We start from the raw sequence: 22112 nt of genomic DNA, 5'->3' as shown, positions 1-22112 counted from the left end.
GTTTCAGGCGCGCAGGCGCGCGGTAAACAGGCCCTGCGGCCGGAAGCGGATGAGGACAACGATAGCGAGCAGCACCAGCGCCTTGGCGATCGTGTCGTTGGAATAGAAGGCTAGGTAGCCGGACAATTCGCCGAGGATGCCGGAGCTGGCCAGCGTGCCCATCAGGCTCTGGGTGCCGCCGAGCACCACCACCATGAAGGCGTCGACGACATAGGTGGTGCCCATTTCAGGCGACACGCTCTTCAGTGGCGATACCAGCGCCCCGGCGAGGCCGGCCATGCCTGCACCATAGGCAAATGTCGTGCGGTAGATGCGGCCGGCATTGATGCCGAAGGCGGAGGCAACCGCGCGGTTCTGGGTGATGGCGCGCAGCTTCAGGCCGAAATTGGTGTAGCGGTAGATGCCCCAGGTCAGCGCGAACAAGGCGAGCGCCAGAAACAGGATGAACAGGCGGTAAGCCGAGTCCGTCGCGCCCAGAATGTTGACGCTCTGCGATAGGGATTCTGGCATCTTCACGTAGCGCAGTTCGCCGCCGGCGGTCAGGCGTATCGCCTGCTGCGCCATGACGCCGATGCCCCAGGTCGCGAGGATCGTGTCGAGCGGCCGGTCGTAGAGATGGCGTATGACTAGCGCTTCGATGAGCCAGCCGAACAGCGCCAGCAGCAGGAATATCGGCACGAGGCTGGCGAGCAGGCCGAGCCCGAACTGCGTCTGTAGGAACCAGGCCGCATAGGCACCGAGCATGACGAACTCGCCATGGGCAAGGTTGATGACGCCGGTGACGCCGTAGATGATGGCGAGGCCCAGCGCGACCAAAAGCAGGATGGAGCCGATGCTCAGGCCCGTCATGATCTGGGAGACGAAGATTTCCATGTCGCCGCTTCTTCCAGGATAGAGAGGCGGTGGCGGTACGAAGCCCGCCACCGGACGCCTTGAAATTGCGCATCGCGCTTTCCTAAAATCGGTTCCGATTTTCGGGCCGATGCGCGGGCACAATCAGCTCTGTTTGAGGCCTTCAGCCGTGCAGTGCTGGTTGGGGTAGGCCTTGTAGGGCGACGGCTCGAGCCAGTTGGCCGACTGCTTCAGGATTTTGAACTGGCCGTCGGCCTGGCACTGACCGATCTTCGGCCACAGCCAGCTGTGCAGGTTCTCGGGCTCGATACGCACCTTGCCTTGCGGAGCAACCAGCTCCTGCCCCTTCACCGCCTCGCGGATGGCGTTGGGAGAGATGTCGGAGCCGGCCAGTTTCTCGACCGCCTGCTTGAACAAGTAGATCTGGAAATAAGACGGCTCGGACACGAAGTGGGTGACCTTGTCGCCGCCCCAGCGCTTCTTGTAGGCGTCGACGAATTTGTGGTTCTCGGGCGAGTCCCACACCATGAAGTAGGGCGCAGAGGTGAAGTGACCCGCGGCTGCCTCGCCGCCCATCGCCGCCACTTCGTTTTCGGAGGTGGTGAGGCTTGCCATCGGCATCTTCTCGGGATCGAGGCCGGCGGCGTGATACTGGCGGTGCAGCGCCACGACGGAATCGCCCACCACCGTCGAGAAGATGACATTCGGCTTTTCAGCCTTCAGCTTGTTGATGACGGACGAGAATTCCGAATGGCCGAGCGGCACATATTCCTCGGCCACCACTTCCGCGCCGAGCTCGGCCAGGAGCTTCTTGCAGTAGTTGTTTTCTTCCTTCGGATAGATGTAGTTCGAGCCGATCAGGTACCAGCGCTTGCCGAACTTCTCGACCAGCCACGGCACGAAATCGTCCTGCTGCTGGTTGGGCACGGCGCCGGTGTAGATGACGTTCTTGGAGCATTCGCGGCCCTCATAGAGGGTCGGGTACCAATAGAGATTGTTCTGCTTCTCGAACACCGGCAGCACCGCCTTGCGGCTGGCCGAGGTGTAGGAGCCGAACACCGAAACGCATTTGTCCGACAGCACCAGCTTGCGTGCCTTTTCGGCGAAGGTCGCCGGATCGGAGGCCGGGTCCTCGACCACCGGCACGAGCTTCCTACCGTTGATGCCACCGGCGGCATTGATCTCTTCGATCGCCATGATCGTCGCCTTGTTGAGCGACTCCTCGATGATGGCGGTGGTGCCGGTGAGCGAGAACAGCACGCCCACCTTGATCTCGCCGTCGGCGGCGTAGGCCAGCGACGAATTCTTGTTCCAGATATGCGGGAAACCGACGAGGGACACGGTGCCGAAAGCGGCAGTGGCCTTCAGAAAACTGCGACGATTGCTTTTCACCTTCTTCTCCCCTGAAAACAAAAAAGCCCCGAAGCGAGCTGCCGAAGCAGACCGTTTCGAGGCCGTATTGCCCTGTTGTTTTTTGCGGCAGCAACGCCGCTGCGAACCTAATGGCTCGCTAGAGTAAGCTCGTACGCAACAAAAAACCCCACGTCCCGCTTCCGCGAAAGTCGTGAGGTTCCGTTACCTATATTTCGCCGGCAGCGTCGTTGCTGCCGATGTGGAACGCTAGCCAAGAAGTTCGTAGGAGTCAATGATGGCGCTGGCCACCGCGCCGATGGTCACGCGCCGCTCCATCGCCTGGCGCCTGAGATAGTTATAGGCCTCCTCCTCGCTGACGTTCTTCAGCCGCATCAGTAGCGATTTCGCCCGCTCGACGCTGCGCATGGTGCGCAGGCTTTCGTCCAGTTTTTCGATGCGCCCCCTGAGCCTGCGCTCATAGAGGAAATGGCCACGCGCCAGCGCCAGCGTCGACTGCACCGAGCGCGCCGTCGCCGGATAATGCAGCACGCCGTGAGCCGCGCAATTGTGGAGCAGGTTGAGGTCGAGCAGGCCGGCACCGGGATCGATGACCACCAGCGCCGAGGCGGGCTCGCCCGGAATCCAGGGCAGTCGCTGTGGCAGGTCGGGCGAAAGCACGCAGAAGACCACGTCATACTGCGCCGGTATCTGCGACGGCATCGGCCATTCGTGCTGCACGTCGCAGCGCAGGCGCTGCAACTCACGCACCAGTCTTTCGCCGTCATCGTCGCGGTCGACAATGACCGCCACCTTGAGATTCCAAAACGAACGCGACGACGACGGGCCGGAAGGCGCATCGCGATTGCCGGCATCCTTCCTGGCGCCGGCAGCCTGTCGCTCGCGGGCAAATCTTGCGATGTCGATGGTTTCCTGCACTGTCTATTCCTCCCCGCCGCCGTTACGCAAGCTCGAGATTTTTCTGGCCAAGACTGCGCCCATAACCCAGCAGATACGGGTCGGACAGGACACAGGAAGGCGATTCATAAACAAGGTCGAACTGGCCCTCCCGATTGGCGCGGCCGATGCGCGTCCACAGATCGGCATGGCCCCAGATCGGGTTGATGACGACATCGCCTTGCGGCGCTTCGAACTCCGACCCCATCACGGAAGCGCGCAGGATCTCGGTGTCCATCGAGTTGGTCTGCTCGAGCGTCTTGGCGAAAGCGTTGACCTGGAAATAGGACGCCTCCAGGCACATGTTAGTCGGTTCATCATCGCCATAGCGTTTCTTGTAATCGCGGACGAAGCTGGAGTTGCGCTCGCTGCCGACGCCCTGGAAATAGGGGGCAGCGGTAATGTGCCCTTCGCCGACATCGAAGCCCATGGCGCGGATTTCAGCTTCCGTCGTGGTCAGGCTGGCGATCGGCATGACCTTGGGATCGAGACCGAGGTCGGCATAGGCCTGGTATAGATAAACCGTGCCGTCGCCGACGACGGTCGAGAAGATGACATCGGGCTGCGCGCGCTTGACGTCGCGCATCACCGGCAGGAACTCCTCCCGCGAAGCGCCCATGCGCACATAGGATTCGCCGACGACGGTGCCACCGCTGTTGCGGATCAATTCACGCATGATGCGGTTGGATTCGCGCGGATAGATGTAGTCGGCGCCGATGAAATAGAAACGGGTGCCGTAGCGCTCCATCAGGATGCGGCAGAGCTCGACGCTGTTCTGGTTCGGCGTCGCACCGGTGTAGATGACGTTGGGCGAGAATTCGAAGCCCTCATAGAGCGTCGGATACCACAAGAGCCCGTTCAGCCGCTCGACCACCGGCAGCACGGCCTTGCGGCTGGACGAGGTGTAGCAGCCGAAGATTGTCGAAACGCCGTCCTCGACCATCAGCTTCTTGGCATAGCGGCCAAAGGCGCTAGCCTCTGAACCGGGATCATAGACGATTGGCTCAAGCGGCCTGCCGTTGATGCCGCCCGAGGCGTTGATTTCTTCGATCGCCGTCAGCGTGCCGCGCAGCTGCGTCTCCTCGATCACTGCCATGAAGCCGGAGCGCGAGAAGAGGACGCCAACGCGCCACGGTTCGGAGGTATTGCTTGATCTCGTCAATATACGCTCCCACGATTCCCCAGTGCCGCTTGGTTCTTGTTCTTGCTGAAAGCTGCGGCCGGCCGCGCAGCTTGAGGCCGGCCGCATTGCGGGTCAACTGGCCAGAAGTTCCTTCAGCTTGCCATCGAGGAATTTGACATCGTTCGGGCTGGTTCCCGGCCCGCCCGCGAAATGCCCCCAGACAGATTCGAACGGAAGGAACTTGGCGTTCGGCATGTTGGCCACCTCGAACTCGCTGTCTTCCGGCGGGAAGTAGAGATCGGTGCGGCTCGGCATGACGAAGGCCTTGGCCTTGACGGCCTTGAGCGCCTTCTTGAAGTCGCCCTTGTAGAGCTCGTTGTCGCTGATGTCGCCATTCTGCCAGGTCCACAGCATGGTCAAAAGGTTGTTGGCATCCTTGGGCAGGAAGAAACCTTCCCAGAAGGAGACCAGGAAATCCTCCAGCGAGGAATGGCCAAGCGCCTTGAGGTCGAGCTCCTGGCGATAGAAAGCCTGCGAGAAACCCCAGCCGGCATAGACGCGGGCCATGGCGCGCAGGCCCTTTTCCGGCTTGTCGTCATACCAGCCATTATTCCAGGCGGAGTCGGCCGTCAGCGCTGCCTTGACGCCTTCCAGGAACACGAAATTGTGGCGCGAGCATTTGGCCGAACCGCAAAACGGCGCGATGCGCTCGACCATGTCGGGATACATCGCCCCCCAATGGAAGGTCTGCAGCGCACCCATCGACCAGCCGACAACCAGCTTCAGTTTCTTGACGCCGAATTTCTCGGTCACCAGCTGGTGCTGGGCGCGGACATTGTCGTAGGCCGTTACCTGCGGGAAGCGCGACTTGTTGTAGGGCTCCGGCGTGTTGCTTGGCGACGACGACAGCCCGTTGCCGAACATGTTCGGGATGATGATGAAATATTTAGCCGGGTCGAGCGTCATGCCCTTGCCGATCAGCCATTCATTGTCGACGTGCTGGCCGGAATACCAGGTCGGGAAGACGATGACATTGTCCTTCTTGGCGTTCAGCTTGCCGAAGGTTTTGTAGGCAAGTTTGGCGTCGCGCAGCGTCGCCCCGCGTTGCAGGACAAAATCGCCCAGCGAATAGATTTCATAGTCAGGCATCAGGCAGTTTCCTTTACTTTCGAATGTGGAGACGAGGCCCGGTGACCGGGCCTCACCTGAAATCATGCGGTTACGCGTTCCGGCGACGGCCGCAGCGCCAGCGCCGCATAGGCGATGCCACCGGCAAGGGCTGCGCTGATGGCGGTCGAGAAATGCGGCAGGTAGAATTCGACGATGACCGCCACCGCCGAGCCGATGATCCAGGCGATGAAGGCGCTCGGGCGCCAGTCGCGGTCGATCTCAGCGTTCCTGCGGGCAAGATACTGGTCGACCAGGATGATCGCGCCGATCGGCGGAACCAGGATGCCGAGCAGAGACAGCCACTGGATGAAGAAGGCCCAGACATTGCCCGCCGCGACCGCGATGCCGATGGCGCCGAGGATGACGGCCATCACGCGCATGCGGGTACCGAAGATGCGCGACCAGCCGGTGGCGGCATTGTAGAGACAGTGCGCGCAGACCGAACCCAGGTTGAGATAGAGGAAGACGAAGGCGAGCGCGCTGAGGAAAGCCATTTGCTTGCCGTTCATGTGGCCGAACATGTTGTCGGCGCCGAACGGGTTGGCATTCGGAACGGCAAGGGCGGCCGTCATGATACCGCCGACCAGCATGGCAATCAGATTGGCGAACGGGAACGCGCTGAACGTGGCGATCAGCGAACTCCTACTATCCTTGGCCCAGCGGTTGAAGTCGGCGCTGACTGTGCCTGCATCGATGAAGAGCGCAATGACGACGGTCAGCCCCACGCCCATGGACATGGTGGCCGCGCCATTGTTGCCCGGATAGGCGAGGATCGCCTGCCAGCTGGTGGCGGAAGCCGTATCGAACACCACCCAGCCGCCGAGGATGACGAAGAGCGGAACCGAAACCAGCCCAATCAGATGCAGACCATGCACGCCGACGAAGGTGATGCCGATATAGAGAAGGCCGGCGACAATGGTCATCGCCACATAGTTGAGATCATAGGCAGAGCTGATCAGCGCGCCGGTGATGCCGGTCTGCACCGCGTACCAGCCGAGCAGAAGCGTCGACAGCAGGCCGGAAGCGAAAACGTAGCCTTTGCGGCCAAACACAATCGAGGCCAGCAGCGCGAAATTCATGCCGCGGTTGGTACCCAGAAGACCCAGCGCTCCGACATAGGCAAACATGATGAGGTTGCCGATCACCATTGCCCACAGCGCGCTGGTGAAGCCCATGCCGAGCACGAGGATGGAGCCGGTCATGGCGCCGGTGATGATCATCGGAAAGCCGATCCAGACCGTCGTCACCGAAAAGGTCGAGCGCCGGGCCGCCGTCGGCACAGGCTGATGTTCGTATTCTTCTCCCAGTATGTGATCGACGCTATCGAGCGTCTCGATCTCCGCTTTGTTGTTCATGCCACCCTCCCAGGGGTCAAACGCGTTGCGTGTGCGGCTGTCGTCGCGATTGGACGTCCTTGTCCTCACCCGCTTTTCCCGGTGGAAGCGCATTCAGGCCATGGTCCGAAAGGCGCGCGGCGGAACCATTGGCGGTTCGCCGGCGCAAGCCCCTTGTCATAGCCGTCCGGCGCCGGTTCCCCATCGGCATCTCGGTCGGTATCGCCAAAACGACAAAGGCCCCCCGATGGCTTCGTTTCCGAAGTCAAAGGGAGGCCTTCTTGCCTTGATCTGATTGGGTGGCCTCGTTGCCACCTGCCCGTCTATCGGGCGCCGTTACACGTACACCTACGCCAGGAACGTGTCAATTAATGCACCGGAGTCAGAAGATGACGGCGGCACGCGCTGTCGCAAGATCGAGATCAGTGAAGACAAACCTTCATTCGCAATGGTCGTACAGCAGAGCGTCGGACGTCGATGCAAACCCATATCCTGCGGGATCGAAGTAATTTCTACATTCTGTTGGAGAGAAGATATCGCTGATGGCCTAACACGGGGCGTTGCTGGTTCTGATGGAGCAGCTATTGACGATCCGAGCGGCAATCTGAACGTCTGGGAATCGAAACCGATACCTTGGCACGGCACGCCTGCATCTGTGATCGGCTCGCCTCACCACTGCAAGGACGTTGACGACATTCAGTCAGCCGAGAGCGTGGTCGTGCGGGCCAGCGCGCTGCCGAAGCCGCTCATCGAAATCGGGAAGCTCACAGACTGCTGCATGTCCGCCGCGACAGCGTTGATTTCCAACGCCTTACCGGCTTTGACCAGGGAGCATGACTGTGTTTCTTGGCTGTCCCAGGTCTTCGTGCATGTGGAAGACCGGATGGCAAAAAGCTGTCCGCCCAAGATTGTGCGGCGTGGGCCGGTTGCGATGGGCGCGGTGCTGCGCAGAGCCTTGGCATACCAATTCTCGATGATTACGCGATGATAGGCATTGCTGATTGGTGTGACGCGGCATCAAATGCGCCCGCGCCAAGCTACGACATTCTGGTCAAACCACGTGGCAGCGTGTTCATGACTTCACAGCCACTTTCGGTGATGAGAAGCTGATCCTCTATCATCAGTGCGCCAAGACCATTGGCGTAAAACGGCGTCTCGAACGCCATAACCATTCCGGGTTCAAGGACAATCTCGCTGTCGGCCGATATGAACGGCCATTCCTCAATCCCAACCGCCGCCCCGACGGAGTGACCGAAATGTCCACGCGAATAGGACTTCAGGCCGTAACGTTGGATCGAAGCCAGCGTTGCGGCATGGATATCGCGCAACATCACGCCCGGCCGGAACATGCCAAGGCCATCCATGAAAGCCTGCTCAAGGCAACTGAAAATACCTGCCGCCAATCGGCTGGGCTCACCAAAAACGTAAGTTCTTGCACTGTCCGAGCAATAGCCGGAGACGATGCACCCGACATCCGCTTTCACGACAGATCCCGGTACCACCTTGGCGTTGCCGTCCCAAGGGTCTACGCCTACGGAAATGTAATCCCACGTATCGACCGCGCCGACACCTGTTGATCGGGCGGTCGTATCCACTCCGGATCGCCAAGCACTCGAAAGGTCGGTCGAGCTATGGCCCGCCGCAATATTTTCGGAAAGGTTCTTCAGCCCGGCTTCGGCTAGGCGGCACGCCGAACGCAGGTTGGCCGTCTCTGCCGGCGATTTCACCAAGCGGAGGCGCCGGATCAGATCTGTTGCATCGACGAAGCGCTGATTTGGCAGGCGCGCTGACAACGAAGCCAGATCGCGGGCGGGCAGAAAATCGAAATCCGCACCGATATTGCTTGCTTGCAGGCCACGTTCCCGCAGTACGTCGTCAAGGAGATCGAATACCCGATTGCGGTCGAAGGTGGCCGGTCGCACCAGGGCCGATGTCGAAGATTGGAAGCTTTCGGCCAGCCCGGCGTCATCCGGAATGTCTCGGTAGTCTGCCATATCGACCCAGGCGGGAAATGTCCTCACATCCTCCAGACGCCTGGACTGCTCTGAGCTTTCCAACTGAAAGTCACTGATGATGGAAGCAATCGGCGCATCGGCGGATGCCGGAACCACGGCGATTGCTCCCCCAGCGCGCCTCCACATTGCCGCGGCCCCCGCGGGGGTCCCGGTCGCGTATCGGAAATTTTCGGGCGAGAAAAGGACGAGGGCCTCAACGCCGGCGGCCGTCATCAATTGTTCGGCTCGCGTCCGGTTCAAATACATGGTCGCCTCGAATGTGGATGAGCCCAAAAAAGGGAAGGCTGCCGCGATGATCTGTCCAGTGCCATGGTCCATCAGCTTGCGCAAGGCGGCGCCGCATTGCTGGGATCGCTACTCGTCAACGAACTTCGCGGACACGAAGCCGACTGGTCTTGACCTCCACGACCGTCCTGTGGACGCACGAATTGAACCTTCGACCGAATTGACGCAGACGGCGATTTCTTCGGTCAGAAGTTCGGCGGGCTGATGGCCCAAATAATAATCGCTTCGCGCGAGCCGGGATTGGAGCCGAGGGCCGCGATGGCCCGGGTTTAACGGCTGTCACCATAGACCGTCCCCTCGCGCAATTCGCGCTCGGCGGCGTATCGATCCAATCCGCAAAGGGGGCTTCAGACCTGATAAGACGTCTCTGGCGTTCCTGGCTGGACGTTACCTCGGACCTTCCGAGCCCAAGCGCAACAGGGTCGCTCGCGCCGATCCACAGTGGATACACGACCGTACGGGGGACCCTCGCACGGCGACGCTTAGGAATTCTAAAGCGGTTCTATTCGGGTCGGAACAAGAACTGTTCTCTGGACAGGCAGTCTTTTTTCAACCAAAGACAACAACAATAGATTTGACGACGTTTCCGCCTTGAGGGCTTCTGCGCATCTGGCGTCGGTGGCGAAGCGGACTGCCTGCACCAATTGCAGCGCTGGCGGGACACGCGACCACATGGTCTTGATGACTTGGCGGCCACCGCGGGTCTTGTGAACAACCTGACCATCAACGCCACGGCGGGATCAACGAAATCCTATCTCGTGAAAATTTAGGTCGGCGTGCTGTGGACTGATGTGGTGAAATACGCCCGCGATGGTTTGGCGGATCCGCAAATGGAAACCTTCGGCTGAATGACGTGTATGGCGTCGCGAACATACTCGCGATTGGAATGGTTTACCGTCTCATAATCGGCAAAGCTTTCATCAATCGCAATGAATGCCTTTGCTTCATAGTTCATCAATCGTGTATCCGGTGCGATCTGCGCTTCGATCGCACGCTCTGCTGCCGCAATGAGAGCCCCGCGACAATCTCCACTTTCTAGGCGCCAACAATCGAATTCCGGACTGCCCTTTATGCGACTTTCGAAGCGCAGAGCATGAACACTTCAACGATGCGGGATCGATTTCGAATTCGCCGCCTAGTCACTTTCGCGCCACGAGTGGCCACTCGAAGGCATAGTCAAGAAGGCTGTATTGGGGCGGTTAGCGGAATGCCCGCTTTCGGGCTAACCGGACCGGAAAGCCGCCTCTAGAATCCAGCTAAAGCCGAACGCCTTGTGCCAAATCCGCCCAAGCACACGCGGCGTCGGTTGTGGCCGGACCTTGCTATGCCAAGGTGCCACAAATCAGGCTGGTCGCGCTTAGCTACACTTGCTCAAAAACAATCGCTCTGGAATTGCAGCCGCAAATTGAGCTAGTATGAGCTTGGCGTTCCTGCGGGATAGCATCCCTTGGATGCCGGGGGAACGAAGGATGGCCGTAGCGCTCGTACTCGTTCTGATTGTCGTAGGCTCGGTCCTGTTCCACGTGCTGAGCCCGTGGTGGTCTACGCCGATAGCCTCCAATTGGGGCTATATCGACAACACCCTTGTCATCACCTTCTGGATCACCGGGACGGTCTTCTCAGCCGTCGTCCTGTTCATGGCCTACTGCATTTTCCGCTTCCGGCACAAGGAAGGACGGGAGGCTGCGTATGAGCCCGAAAGCAGGAAACTTGAATCCTGGCTGACCGTATTCACCGCCATCGGCGTCGCGGCTTTGCTGGCGCCCGGCCTGTTCGTGTGGAGCCAATTCGTCACTGTTCCCAAAGACGCGACCGAGATCGAGGTCTTCGCGCAGCAATGGCAATGGAGCTTCCGCTTGCCCGGCAAGGGCGGCAAGCTCGGCACGACGAACGCACGCTTTATCAGCCCCGACAATGCGCTCGGCATCAACCCGCAGGACCCTGACGGTCAGGACAACATCGTTGTCGTAGGGGCGGATCTGCATCTGCCGGTCGGCAAGCCGGTCAAGGTTTTGCTGCGCTCGATCGATGTCATCCATGATTTCTACATTCCGGAGTTCCGCGCCAAGATGGACATGGTGCCGGGCATGGTCACCTATTTCTGGTTCACGCCGACCAGGACTGGAACGTTCGAGATCCTTTGCTCCCAGCTCTGCGGCGTCGGGCATGCCTTCATGCGTGGCGTCGTGAAGGTCGATACCGAACAGGATTACCAGGCATGGCTGCAGCAGCAGTCGACTTTTGCTCAACTGTCGGCGCCCGCCAAGACGGGCGCACTGACCGTGCCGATAAGGGTGAAGGCCGAGTAGAAAACACATTGCGCGGCGGCGAAGGCGTTGCTTCGCGGGAAGGCTGAAACGAACGAAGAGGTGCAGGATGGTCGACGTCACGCCTCATGGAGCAGGTCTCGTCCCGGCCGCGGAAGTGGCCGAGGCCGAGCTCTATCACCCCCACAGCTGGTGGACGAAATACGTCTTTTCGCAGGACGCCAAGGTCATCGCCATCCAGTACGCCGGCACGGCCACCGCCATCGGCCTTGTCGCGCTGGTGCTATCCTGGCTGATGCGCCTCAAGCTTGGTTTTCCCGAGACGTTCACCGCGATCACGCCTGACATGTACTACCAGTTCATGACCATGCACGGCATGATCATGGTGATTTATCTTCTGACCGCGCTTTTCCTCGGCGGTTTCGGCAACTACCTGATCCCGTTGATGGTCGGCGCGCGCGACATGGTGTTTCCTTATGTCAACATGCTGAGCTACTGGGTGTATCTGCTCGCCGTTCTGGTGTTGGCCAGCAGCTTCTTTGCGCCCGGCGGCCCGACCGGGGCCGGCTGGACGCTCTATCCGCCGCAGGCCATCACCTCGGGCACCCCAGGCGGACAGGATTGGGGCATCATCCTGATGCTTGTTTCGCTGATCCTATTTATCGTCGGATTCACCATGGGCGGCCTGAACTATGTCGTGACCGTGCTCCAGGGCCGCACGCGCGGCATGACGCTGATGCGCCTGCCGCTGACCGTCTGGGGCATTTTCACGGCCACCGTGATGGCACTGCTTGCTTTCCCCGCGCTTTTCGTTGCCTGCGTCATGATGCTGTTCGACCGGCTGATCGGGTCGAGCTTCTTCATGCCGGCGATCGTGGAGATGGGCGCCACCCCGCTCCCGCACAACGGCGGCAGCCCGATCATGTTCCAGCACCTGTTCTGGTTCTTTGGCCATCCCGAGGTCTACATCGTGGCGCTGCCCGCCTTCGGCATCGTCTCCGACCTGATCAGCACCCATGCACGCAAGAACATCTTCGGCTACCGCATGATGGTCTGGGCCATCATCGCCATCGGCGCGCTGAGCTTCGTGGTATGGGCGCATCACATGTATGTCTCAGGCATGCATCCTTATTTCGGCTTCTTCTTCGCCACCACCACGCTGATCATCGCGATCCCCACCGCCATCAAGGTTTACAACTGGGTATTGACGCTGTGGCGCGGCGACATCCATCTGACGACCCCGATGCTGTTTGCGCTGGCGTTCATCGTCACCTTCATCAATGGCGGGTTGAGCGGCCTGTTCCTCGGCAACGTGGTGGTCGACGTGCCGCTGGCGCAGACGATGTTCGTGGTCGCACACTTCCACATGGTGATGGGCGTGGCGCCCGTGCTTGTCGTCTTCGGCGCCATCTATCATTGGTACCCCAAGATCACCGGCCGGATGCTCAACGAAGCGATGGGGCGTTTCCATTTCTGGGTCACCTTCCTCGGCGCCTATCTTATCTTCTTCCCCATGCATTATGTCGGGCTGGTCGGCGTACCGCGGCGTTACCCCGAGATCGGCGATACTGCCTTTGTCCCGCCATCGGTCCATACGCTCAACCAGTTCATCACCATTGCCGCCCTGACCGTCGGCATGGCCCAGATGGTATTCCTCTTCAACCTCATATGGAGCATCCGGCATGGCCGTGAGGCCGGCAACAATCCATGGCGGGCAACGACGCTGGAATGGCAGACTGCGGGCACGCCGCCGCCGCACGGCAATTTCGGCAAGGATTTGCCGGTCGTCTATCGCTGGGCTTACGACTACAGCGTGCCCGGCGCGCCCGAGGACTTCATTGCGCAGAACGATCCGCGCCCGCTGACCCAGGGCGGCAGCACATGAGCGCGGCACTGTTCTTCCTTGCGGCGATAGCCGCGGTGGTCGGCTGGTGGCTGTCGCGACAGAGGCTGATGTCGAAACCGTGGTTGGAGGCCGGGCCGGTAACGGCTTTCCCCGGTACCGAAGCGTCGCTCATGCACCCGGCCAAGATCGGGCTTGGCGTCTTCCTCGCGGTGGTCGGCGCGCTGTTTGCGTTGCTCATCAGCGCCTATTTCATGCGCATGATCTATACCGACTGGCAGCCAGCTCCGGTTCCGGCGATCCTGTGGCCCAACACGGCGATGCTGGCGCTAGCGAGCATGGCGCTTCAAGGCGCGGTGTTCGCTGCGCACAAGGGACAGCTGGAGAATGTGCGACTTGCCCTTCTCGCTGGCGCGCTGGCCTCATTAGCCTTCCTGGGCGGGCAGTTGCTGGCTTGGCGCGACTTCGCCGCCGAGGGCTATTTCGCGACCGGGAACCCGGCCGCCAGCTTCTTCTATTTGCTCACGGCGATGCACGGCCTGCACATCGTTGGCGGACTGGTCGCGCTGAGCCGGGTCAACATCCGGGCATGGCGGAGCGTCAGGCCGGAAAAGCTCGTTTTGTCGACCGAGCTCTGCGCGATGTACTGGCATGTCCTGCTGCTGGTTTGGCTGGTGCTTGTCTCAGTGCTCAACGGCTGGGCGGCCGATCTGATCGATATCTGCCGCGGACTGCTTGCCTAGGGTCTCGCGAGACGCGCGAGGGCTCAGAGGTGCTTGTTCGGACGCTCGATCGTGTCCCAGGACGGGGCAACAGGATCGTGATTGAAGAGGAGTAGCGGATGTCCGAGACCACGCAGGGACATGGCGATCATACCGCTTCGCGACCGCCGGGCCTGCACGGTATCGTCGCCGACTGGTCCTCCGACCAAAGGGCTTTCAAGAATGTCTCTTGGGGGAAGGCCATGATGTGGATCTTCCTGCTCAGCGACACCTTCATCTTCGGCTGTTTCCTGTTGTCCTACATGACCGCCCGCATGTCGACGACGGTGCCTTGGCCCAATCCGAGCGAGGTTTTCGCGCTGCATTTGTTCGGCCAGGATGTTCCGCTGATCCTGATCGCGATCATGACGTTCGTGCTGATATCCTCCAGCGGCACTATGGCGATGGCCGTCAATTTCGGCTATCGGCACGACCGCAGGAAGACCGCGGCTTTCATGCTGCTTACAGCCGCTCTCGGCGCGGCCTTCGTCTGCATGCAGGCCTTCGAATGGACCAAGCTCATCACCGAGGGCGTGCGGCCCTGGGCGAACCCGTGGGGCGCCGTTCAGTTTGGGTCGTCCTTCTTCATGATCACCGGCTTCCATGGCACCCATGTCACGATCGGCGTGATCTTTCTCTTGATCACCGCGCGCAAGGCGTGGCGCGGCGACTTCGAAACCGGCGCGCGGGGATTCTTCACCAGCCGCCGCGGCCAATACGAAAGCGTCGAGATCCTGGGGCTCTACTGGCACTTCGTCGATCTGGTGTGGGTGTTCATCTTTGCATTCTTCTATCTTTGGTGAGGTGGAGCGATGGCACAAGCGGAAGCGCAAGATCACGGGCTGCATGGCAGCGCCGCCGCCCCCGCGCCTGCATCGGTACATGCGGAGGGCCAGCAGCATCCGATCAAGCTTTATCTCGTCGTCTGGGGCTGGCTGTTCGTCCTCAGCGCCGGTTCCTACAGCATCGACTATTTCGGCCTTCAGGGACTTCTCAGATGGGGCCTGATCGTTACATTCATGATGCTCAAGGCCGGGCTGATCGTCGCCGTGTTCATGCATATGGCGTGGGAGCGGCTCGCGCTTGCCTATGCGATCCTGGTGCCCCCACTGCTGATCCTGGTCTTCGTCACGATCATGGCGCTCGAGTCCGACTATACCGAGCTTACACGCGTGCTGTCGTTCGGCATGGGACCGTAGGTGTTTTCGCCGTTTGGCCCGCGCCAGGTCGCGTTCTTCGTTGACAGGAAAAATGATGGGAGGACAATGGCGGCCTCGTTCTCCGATGCGTCACCACCTCCAACCGAAAGGCGCCCACGATGACGATCGCAACAAAACTCAAGGACTATATTGTCGGCAAGGGTATCCACTACGATACCGTTACCCACCACAGGACCGCGACCAGCAGCCAGACGGCGCAGGCAGCGCATGTTCCGGGCCGCCGGCTCGCCAAGTCGGTGCTGGTTCACCATGAGACGGGCTATGCGCTCGCGGTTGTGCCAAGCAACCACCGTATCGAGCTCAACACGCTGCAGGCCGTCGTGGACAGACGGCTCGGCCTCGCTTCGGAAGATGAAGTCAGCCAATTGTTCAGCGACTGCGACATTGGCGCGGTGCCACCGGTAGGTGCCGCCTACGACGTGCCGGTCATTCTTGACGAAAGCTTCGATGTGGACACAGACGTCTACTTCGAAGCCGGAGACCACAAGACGCTGGTGCACGTCAATGCCGATGACTTCCGTTCCCTGTTGCAAGGTGCGCGGGTCGCCCGCTTCAGCCATCTGGCACACTGAAAACCCGATGCCCGCGCCGTCATGATGAGAGACGACTTCCTAGGCTGGCTTGCCCGCTCTCGACGGCGGCGGCTCCACCACCTTGCGGTATAGATGCCAGGTGGAATGACCGAGAATTGGCAGCACGACCGCCAATCCCGCGAATACAAGCAGCGAGCCGATGATCAGCCCAATGGCGACGATCAGTCCCCAGACGGCCATAACGATCGGGTTGGCGAGGACGACGCGCACCGATGTGTGTATGGCCTCGTAGGCGCCGACGTCGCGATCAAGCAGCAGCGGGAAAGCGACCACGGTCGTGCACAACACGGCCACGGCAAATGCGAACCCTATGGCGTGACCGAGCACGATCAGCGTCCAGCCGCGGCCTGTGGCGAATATCTCGGCGATAAAGCTGGACAGTGACGCCGGCGGCTCGGGGCCGAACAGGTGCTCGTAGAAAACCTTGGCTGTCAAAAGCCACGTGATGAAGATCGCGAACAGCATGATCCCGACCGCCGCGATGGAAGGCAGCGCCGGAGAGTGCCTGATCTCGAAGGCGTGGCGCCAGGATGAATCGAGCCCGGCTTCCCGCCTTCGGCTGATCTCGTAGAGACCGATCGCCGCGAACGGACCGATCAGCGCAAAGCCGGACAACAGCGGAAACAGCAGCGGCAGTGCGTTTTCTCCCGATGTCCAGGTGGCAAGTACCACGCCGACGAGGGGATAGATCATGCACAAAAACACGATATGCGAGGGCTTGACCATGAAGTCGTCGATACCGCGCCTGAGCGCATCAAAAAGGTCGGAAACGCGGATTTTTCTGACTTTGGTGTGCACCAGCGTTTCGCTGGCGCCTGCAATCACGTGAAAGCTTGCCATGGCCGTTCCTCCAAATCAGGTCCGGCAAGGTCTCGGGTTTCGCAGGGCTACCGCTCAGCATGGCTGGCCACGCAAACCGCGACCTCAACCCATGACCAACATACTCCTTCGTGCCCTTTTTGTCCCGCTTTCGTCGGAAGGCGTGATCGCTGCCGAAGCGACGCGCTGGCTCCACAGGCCTTTCTTCGGTATTCTGATACGCCGCCGTTCGCCCTCTTGGGCGTCAAGGACGCTGTACCACTTAGATTGGTGCCTGACCCTTTTAGAAGATCGCTCCCGATTTCTGGGATCATGCGCCCCGGTCGAAGGTGAAGGTCATGGACAATCAGACGCTTCTCATACTCGGCCTTGGCATCATTATTCTGCTGCTGTTGGGGTTTTGTGCCCTGCCGTCGTGACGGCAAGGACGCGACACTCTCAACCGTGAAGTTGCCGGCTGACCATCGTCTTTCGGGATGAGCATGCAGCCATCGAGGAGCCTGGATCGCTCCCCACTTACTTGGAAACCTGTTTCAGGTAGGCGATGACGTTGGTTATGTCCTGATCGTCCTTGAGACCGGGAAATGTCATCTTGGTTCCCTTGACCATGGCCCGGGGGTCGTGAAGATACGTCGTCAAGGTCGGCTCATCCCATTTGACGCCGGATTTTCCGGCCGCGACCATCGCAGCCGAATAGGCGAAGTTGGGATGCGTGCCGGCGGTGCGCCCAATGACGCCGTGCAGCGACGGGCCGATCAGGTTCCTATCCTGGTCGGCGATATGGCAGACTTTGCATTTTGTGAACACTTTTTCACCTGCGGCGGCGTCCTGCGCCTGCGCGGGGTGGCTGACAAACGTCGCGATGGACAAGACCGCAAGAAGCGCTATCACGCGCATGGCATTGCTCCCTGATTATCACCGCACGTCAGACAATCCGCGCCATACCAGCCCTGCTGGAGCGCCCTGCATGGTAGAGCGGAATATCCCCGTCTCCTCAGTGGAATTGCGGCACCTACATACCACAGGGCCACGCCGGTGGGTAGAAAAAGCCAGTCCTTGCGAAGGTCTAGGCCGCGTGCTGACGAGTGACCGCGGCGAGACGCGGAAGCGGAATGACGGCCTCGAGGCCGGAATGCCTCACACTGGAATTCAGGCGTCCCCCACGCATCCAATTGAACTTATCCCAGGCGGACATCGCAACTGGCTCGTCGGAAACATCAGGAGACCAGCGCACCAATCACCGAGACGCAATCGCCGGCCTTGACCAAGCCGGGGAAATGGCGCGCGGCCAGCAGGCCCGACATTCTGGCCCTGATCTCTTGCGGGGTCTGACCGGTGCGGCCCAAGGAATGGATGCGCGCCACCACCTGGCTATCCTCGACTGGCTCACCGAGGTCGACCATGGTCTCGATCATGCCGTCATCTTCGGCGAAGGCGAAGCAATCATCCGAGGGCATATCCAGCCACTGGGTTCTGCGCTTCTCGACCACACCATCGACGATGCCAGCGTGGCGAAGCACGTTGAGGATGCCACGGCGGGCGATGCGCACGGTTTCCGCCCGCGACGTCCCGCCGCCGCCAAGCTCGGTGGTGACGAAGACCTTGCCCATCTCCTCGGCCGCGGTGTCGTACATGCCGACCGCATCGATCTCGGTCATGCGCATCGAGAACGGCGCCGAGAAGGCCTCGACCGCTGCAAAGGCCTTCGCTTCCTGCGCCTTGTCCGCCAGCATGTGCGCGGCACAGAACGGCACGAAGTCCAGCGTTCGGCCGCCGGAGTGGAAGTCAAACACGATGTCCGCGCGGGGGAGCAGCTCGCGCTGGAAATAGTCCGCGATCTTCTCGGTCACCGTGCCGTGGGGCCGGCCGGGGAAAGAGCGGTTCATGTTGCCCTTGTCGATCGGCGAGGTACGCGTGCCGGCGCGGAAGGCCGGATAGTTCATCGCCGGCACGATGATGACCGTGCCGGAAACTTTTTTCGGGTCGAGCGCGCGGGCGAGTTCATAGAGTGCCAGCGGCCCCTCATACTCGTCGCCATGATTGCCGCCGGTGAGCAGCGCCGTCGAGCCTTTGCCGTTGCGGATAACGCAGACCGGGATCATCACGGAACCCCAGGCGGAATCGTCGCGGCTGTAAGGCAGGCGCAGGAAACCGTGCTGGACGCCGTCGCGCTCGAAGTCGACGGTCGCCGTGATCGGCGACGGACGCAGTGCTGACATCGGCCTCAGTCCTTCACGAAGAGCTTGCGCGGCACATTGGCCAGGCATTCGACGCCGGTGTCGGTGATCAGGATCGATTCGGTGATCTCCAGCCCCATCGTCTCCAACCAAAGACCGGTCATGAAATGGAAAGTCATGCCGGGTTTGAGTTCGGTGCGGTCGCCGGGGCGCAGGCTCATCGTGCGCTCGCCCCAGTCCGGCGGATAGGACAGACCGATCGAGTAGCCGGTGCGGTTGTCCTTGACGATGCCGTATTTCTTGAGCACCGCGAAGAAAGCATTGGCGATGTCTTCGCAGGCATTGCCGGGCTTGGCGGCGGCAAGGCCGGCCTCCATGCCCTCCAGCGTCGCCTTTTCTGCATCGAGGAAGGCCTGCGTCGGCTTGCCGAGGAAGACGGTGCGCGACAGCGGACAGTGGTAGCGGTTGTAGCAGCCGGCGATCTCGAAGAACGTGCCCTCGTTCACCTGCATCGGCTTGTCGTCCCAGGTCAGATGCGGCGCCGAGGCATCTGCGCCCGACGGCAGCAGCGGCACGATCGCCGGATAGTCACCGCCGATGTCGTCGATGCCGCGCGTGCCGGCATCGTAGATTTCGGCGACCAGATCGCATTTGCGCATGCCGACCTCGATCTTGTCGACGATGCGCTGGTGCATGGCTTCGACGATGCGGGCGGCCTTGCGCATGTAGTCGATCTCGGTCGGGCTCTTCACGGCGCGCTGCCAGTTCACCAGCGCGGTGGCATCGGCAAAGCGAGCATTGGGCAGGTGCTTCTGCAGGGCAGCGAAGGCAGCAGCCGAGAACCAGTAATTGTCCATCTCGACGCCGACGGTGAGCTTGTCCCAACCGCGCTCGGCAAGCACAGTGGCGAGATAGTCCATCGGATGGCGCTCGGTCGACTGCACATAATGATCGGCGTAACCGACGATGTTGTCGTGGGCGAGATAGGCGGTGCGCTTGGCACCGTTGGCATCCTGGCCACGACCATACCAGACCGGTTCGCCCGAAGGCGGCACGATGACGGCCTGATGCACATAGAAGGACCAGCCGTCGTATCCCGTTAGCCAGGCCATGTTGGAGGGATCGCTGATGATCAGAAGATCGACGCCCCTCACCTCCATGGCCTTGCGCGTCTTGGCGAGGCGATCGGCAAATTCGCTCCGCGAGAATTTCAGGTTCGGCTGCATCGTTCTTGGTCCTCGTTTGTTGGGCCTGGAGCCTGTTTCAACTCCGTTGAATCCGGCTCGTCGTCAGTTTGGTGTTCGAGCGCGATCTTTTCGGAAAACCGGCTCCCACTTTTTCGGATCACGCTTTGGCCAGGCATCAGCTCTCAAAAATGGTTCCGGCATTGGCCGCCCGCGCGCGGTCGCGGGTGAGCGTAGCGATCGCGGTGTCCTGCACGCCGGTACCGGTGAGGTCGGCGATGGTGATGTCGCTTGCCGAGCGGCGGCCGGGCTTTTCTCCAGCTATGATTTGGCCGAGTTCGGTGACCTCGGCGTCGGCGGCAAAGACTGCCGCCTCGATGGCATGATGAAGCTCGCCCAGACGCCGCGTCTGCTTAGCGTAGTCGGCGACATAGAGATCGGCCATGCCAAGGATTGTCGGCGCGATCTCGTTCTTGTGCTCGGCATCCGAACCCATGGCGGTGATGTGTTGTCCGACCGAGACGAAACCGGCCTTGATCAGCGGCTCGGTCGACGGCGTGGTGGTGACGATGACGTCAGCCCCGGCCGCCGCCTTTGCCGCGTCCGGTTCCGCACGCACCAGAATGCCGAGCTTGTCGCGCAAGTAGGCTGCGGTCGCCTCGGCCTTGGCGGCGTCGCGCGCCCAGATGCGCGCTTCCTCGATAGGCCTGACGAGACGCAACGCTTCAAGCTGCAATCGAGCCTGCATGCCGGCGCCGAAGATCGCCGCGACCTTCGAGTCAGCACGCGACAGATGCCTGGCCGCGACCGCTCCAGCGGCCGCCGTGCGGATATCGGTAAGATAGCCATTGTCGAGCAGCAGCGCCTCGATCAGGCCTGTCCTTGCCGAAAGTAAAATCATCATCCCGTTGACGCTGGGCAGGCCAAGCTTCGGATTGTCGAAGAAACCGGGGCTGATCTTGATCGCGAAACCGTCGATGCCCGGCACATAGGCCGTCTTCACGTCGACTTCGCCGCGCTGCTCGGGCATGTCGAGCCTGAGAATCGGTGGCATCGCCACTGGCAGCGTGGCCAAGGAGCGGAAAGCGTTCTCGATACCGGCGACAGTGTCGAGATCGAGCGTCACGATCTTGCGCAGTTCTGCTTCGGTGAGAATGGTCATGCGGCTCATGCGGCGCGCTCCCTCAATGCAGGTGCCTCGCCGCAGACGATGCGGCGGTGCAGATCCATGTCGATGTTGCGGCCGGAGAGGATAAGCACAGTCGGCCCGCTCACCCCGACTTTGCCGGCAAGCAGCGCCGCTATGCCAACGGCGCCGGCACCCTCGACGATCTCGCGTTCCTGTTCGTAGGCATGGCGGATACCGGCGGCGATCTCGTCTTCGGAAAGCAGGACAACGTCGTCGAGCAGGGCGCGGCACATGGCAAAGGTCAGCCGGTTGTCGAGTCCGATGCCGCCGCCGAGCGAGTCTGCCAGCGTCGGCAGTTCCTCGACCTGCACGGGCCGGCCAGCATCGAGGCTCGCTTTCATCGCCGCGCCGCACACCATCGAGATGCCTATTATTTTCGTACTCGGACTGACGCCTTTGATCGCCGCGGCGACACCCGCCGCCAGCCCGCCGCCGGAGAGCGGCACCAGCACGGCCGCAGCGTCCGACACCTGCTCCATGATTTCCAGCCCGAGCGTGCCCTGCCCGGCGATGATATCGGGGTGGTCGAAAGGCGGCAGCATGACGAGCCCTTCCTCCGCCACCAGCCTGTCGACTTCCTGCTGGGCGTCGTCCTGACTATTGCCGACAATGCGGACATCCGCGCCGAGCCGGCGGATGGCGTCGAGCTTGTTGTCGGGCACCAGCCTCGACATGCAGATCACCGCGCGCATGCCTTCGAGCTTGGCGGCATGCGCAAGTGCGCGGCCGTGATTGCCGGTCGAGGCCGCCACGACGCCGCGCGATCTCTCCTGCGGATTCAAGGCGGCAATTGCGTTGGACGCGCCGCGCAGCTTGAACGCGCCGGTGGTCTGATGATTCTCCAGCTTCAGATGAACCGGACCACCGGTACAATCCGAAAGGCTTTGCGATACCACACAGCGTGTCCGCTCGACCTTGCCGGCAATACGCTCGCGCGCGGCGCGAATATGCTGAAGCTCAACCGTCATTTCGA

At 61.1% G+C, this 22112-nt stretch carries 20 protein-coding genes and 1 pseudogene; 7 read left to right on the top strand and 14 right to left on the bottom strand.

Going from position 1 to position 22112, the window contains the following annotated elements; all coding sequences use genetic code 11:
- Positions 1-3: 3 nt before the first annotated feature.
- The 6 genes from urtB to FZF13_RS16320 form a co-directional block, all read right to left on the bottom strand.
- A complete protein-coding gene (urtB, locus tag FZF13_RS16345) occupies positions 4-873 on the bottom strand; it encodes an urea ABC transporter permease subunit UrtB (RefSeq protein ID WP_024925620.1) in 870 nt (289 codons plus the stop codon).
- A gap of 123 nt (positions 874-996) precedes the next feature.
- The gene (locus FZF13_RS16340; protein ID WP_024925621.1) at positions 997-2244 is read right to left on the bottom strand and encodes a transporter substrate-binding domain-containing protein; all 1248 of its coding nucleotides are present in this window, start codon (positions 2242-2244) and stop codon (positions 997-999) included.
- Positions 2245-2472: 228 nt separating this feature from the next.
- The gene (locus FZF13_RS16335) at positions 2473-3141 is read right to left on the bottom strand and encodes an ANTAR domain-containing response regulator (RefSeq protein WP_024925622.1); all 669 of its coding nucleotides are present in this window, start codon (positions 3139-3141) and stop codon (positions 2473-2475) included.
- Between the two features lie 22 nt (positions 3142-3163).
- A complete protein-coding gene (locus tag FZF13_RS16330) occupies positions 3164-4321 on the bottom strand; it encodes a transporter substrate-binding domain-containing protein (protein WP_024925623.1) in 1158 nt (385 codons plus the stop codon).
- 93 nt (positions 4322-4414) lie between these two features.
- Complete coding sequence (locus FZF13_RS16325) at positions 4415-5431, bottom strand: alpha/beta fold hydrolase (RefSeq protein ID WP_024925624.1); 1017 nt, start codon at positions 5429-5431, stop codon at positions 4415-4417.
- A 62-nt stretch (positions 5432-5493) separates the two neighbouring features.
- Complete coding sequence (locus tag FZF13_RS16320; RefSeq protein WP_024925625.1) at positions 5494-6807, bottom strand: purine-cytosine permease family protein; 1314 nt, start codon at positions 6805-6807, stop codon at positions 5494-5496.
- 340 nt (positions 6808-7147) lie between these two features.
- On the opposite strand from FZF13_RS16320, the gene FZF13_RS29305 reads away from it, so the two are divergent.
- A complete protein-coding gene (locus FZF13_RS29305; protein WP_244437871.1) occupies positions 7148-7774 on the top strand; it encodes a hypothetical protein in 627 nt (208 codons plus the stop codon).
- 49 nt (positions 7775-7823) lie between these two features.
- Here the strand turns inward: FZF13_RS29305 and FZF13_RS16310 are convergent, their stop codons facing one another.
- Complete coding sequence (locus FZF13_RS16310; protein WP_137901234.1) at positions 7824-9131, bottom strand: M24 family metallopeptidase; 1308 nt, start codon at positions 9129-9131, stop codon at positions 7824-7826.
- Positions 9132-9635: 504 nt separating this feature from the next.
- Positions 9636-10119: pseudogene (locus FZF13_RS29300) on the bottom strand (transposase); the annotation flags it as partial.
- A gap of 436 nt (positions 10120-10555) precedes the next feature.
- On the opposite strand from FZF13_RS29300, the gene FZF13_RS16300 reads away from it, so the two are divergent.
- From FZF13_RS16300 to FZF13_RS16275, 6 genes are all read left to right on the top strand, one after another.
- Positions 10556-11395: a cytochrome c oxidase subunit II gene (locus tag FZF13_RS16300; protein ID WP_024925628.1), complete on the top strand. Its 840-nt coding sequence runs from the start codon at positions 10556-10558 to the stop codon at positions 11393-11395.
- A gap of 67 nt (positions 11396-11462) precedes the next feature.
- Positions 11463-13238, top strand: coding sequence for a cbb3-type cytochrome c oxidase subunit I (locus FZF13_RS16295; protein ID WP_024925629.1), 1776 nt, complete (start codon positions 11463-11465; stop codon positions 13236-13238).
- Entirely contained in the window at positions 13235-13939 is a 705-nt protein-coding gene (locus FZF13_RS16290) for a cytochrome c oxidase subunit 3 (protein ID WP_024925630.1), read from the top strand. Before FZF13_RS16295 ends, FZF13_RS16290 begins: the two co-directional genes overlap by 4 nt.
- A 98-nt stretch (positions 13940-14037) precedes the next feature.
- Entirely contained in the window at positions 14038-14760 is a 723-nt protein-coding gene (locus FZF13_RS16285) for a heme-copper oxidase subunit III family protein (RefSeq protein WP_024925631.1), read from the top strand.
- A gap of 9 nt (positions 14761-14769) precedes the next feature.
- Positions 14770-15156: a cytochrome C oxidase subunit IV family protein gene (locus FZF13_RS16280; protein WP_024925632.1), complete on the top strand. Its 387-nt coding sequence runs from the start codon at positions 14770-14772 to the stop codon at positions 15154-15156.
- A gap of 119 nt (positions 15157-15275) precedes the next feature.
- Complete coding sequence (locus FZF13_RS16275) at positions 15276-15749, top strand: aminoacyl-tRNA deacylase (RefSeq protein WP_024925633.1); 474 nt, start codon at positions 15276-15278, stop codon at positions 15747-15749.
- A 39-nt stretch (positions 15750-15788) separates the two neighbouring features.
- Here the strand turns inward: FZF13_RS16275 and FZF13_RS16270 are convergent, their stop codons facing one another.
- The 6 genes from FZF13_RS16270 to eutB form a co-directional block, all read right to left on the bottom strand.
- A complete protein-coding gene (locus FZF13_RS16270; protein ID WP_024925634.1) occupies positions 15789-16610 on the bottom strand; it encodes a DUF2189 domain-containing protein in 822 nt (273 codons plus the stop codon).
- A 495-nt stretch (positions 16611-17105) separates the two neighbouring features.
- Positions 17106-17486 carry a c-type cytochrome gene (locus FZF13_RS16265; RefSeq protein ID WP_024925635.1) on the bottom strand — a complete coding sequence of 127 codons (381 nt, stop codon included), beginning with the start codon at positions 17484-17486 and terminating at the stop codon, positions 17106-17108.
- Positions 17487-17806: 320 nt separating this feature from the next.
- On the bottom strand, positions 17807-18808 hold the full coding sequence (doeB, locus tag FZF13_RS16260) for a N(2)-acetyl-L-2,4-diaminobutanoate deacetylase DoeB (RefSeq protein WP_024925636.1): 1002 nt from the start codon (positions 18806-18808) through the stop codon (positions 17807-17809).
- Between the two features lie 5 nt (positions 18809-18813).
- Entirely contained in the window at positions 18814-19992 is a 1179-nt protein-coding gene (gene doeA, locus FZF13_RS16255; protein ID WP_024925637.1) for an ectoine hydrolase DoeA, read from the bottom strand.
- A gap of 136 nt (positions 19993-20128) precedes the next feature.
- Entirely contained in the window at positions 20129-21121 is a 993-nt protein-coding gene (locus tag FZF13_RS16250; protein WP_024925638.1) for a cyclodeaminase, read from the bottom strand.
- Positions 21118-22107 carry a hydroxyectoine utilization dehydratase EutB gene (eutB, locus tag FZF13_RS16245; protein WP_036254473.1) on the bottom strand — a complete coding sequence of 330 codons (990 nt, stop codon included), beginning with the start codon at positions 22105-22107 and terminating at the stop codon, positions 21118-21120. The genes FZF13_RS16250 and eutB overlap by 4 nt, the downstream gene beginning before the upstream one ends.
- Between the last annotated feature and the right edge of the window lie 5 nt (positions 22108-22112).

This window comes from Mesorhizobium terrae (genome assembly GCF_008727715.1).
GTDB lineage: Bacteria > Pseudomonadota > Alphaproteobacteria > Rhizobiales > Rhizobiaceae > Mesorhizobium > Mesorhizobium terrae.
This window is presented reverse-complemented; position numbering and strand designations above follow the sequence as displayed.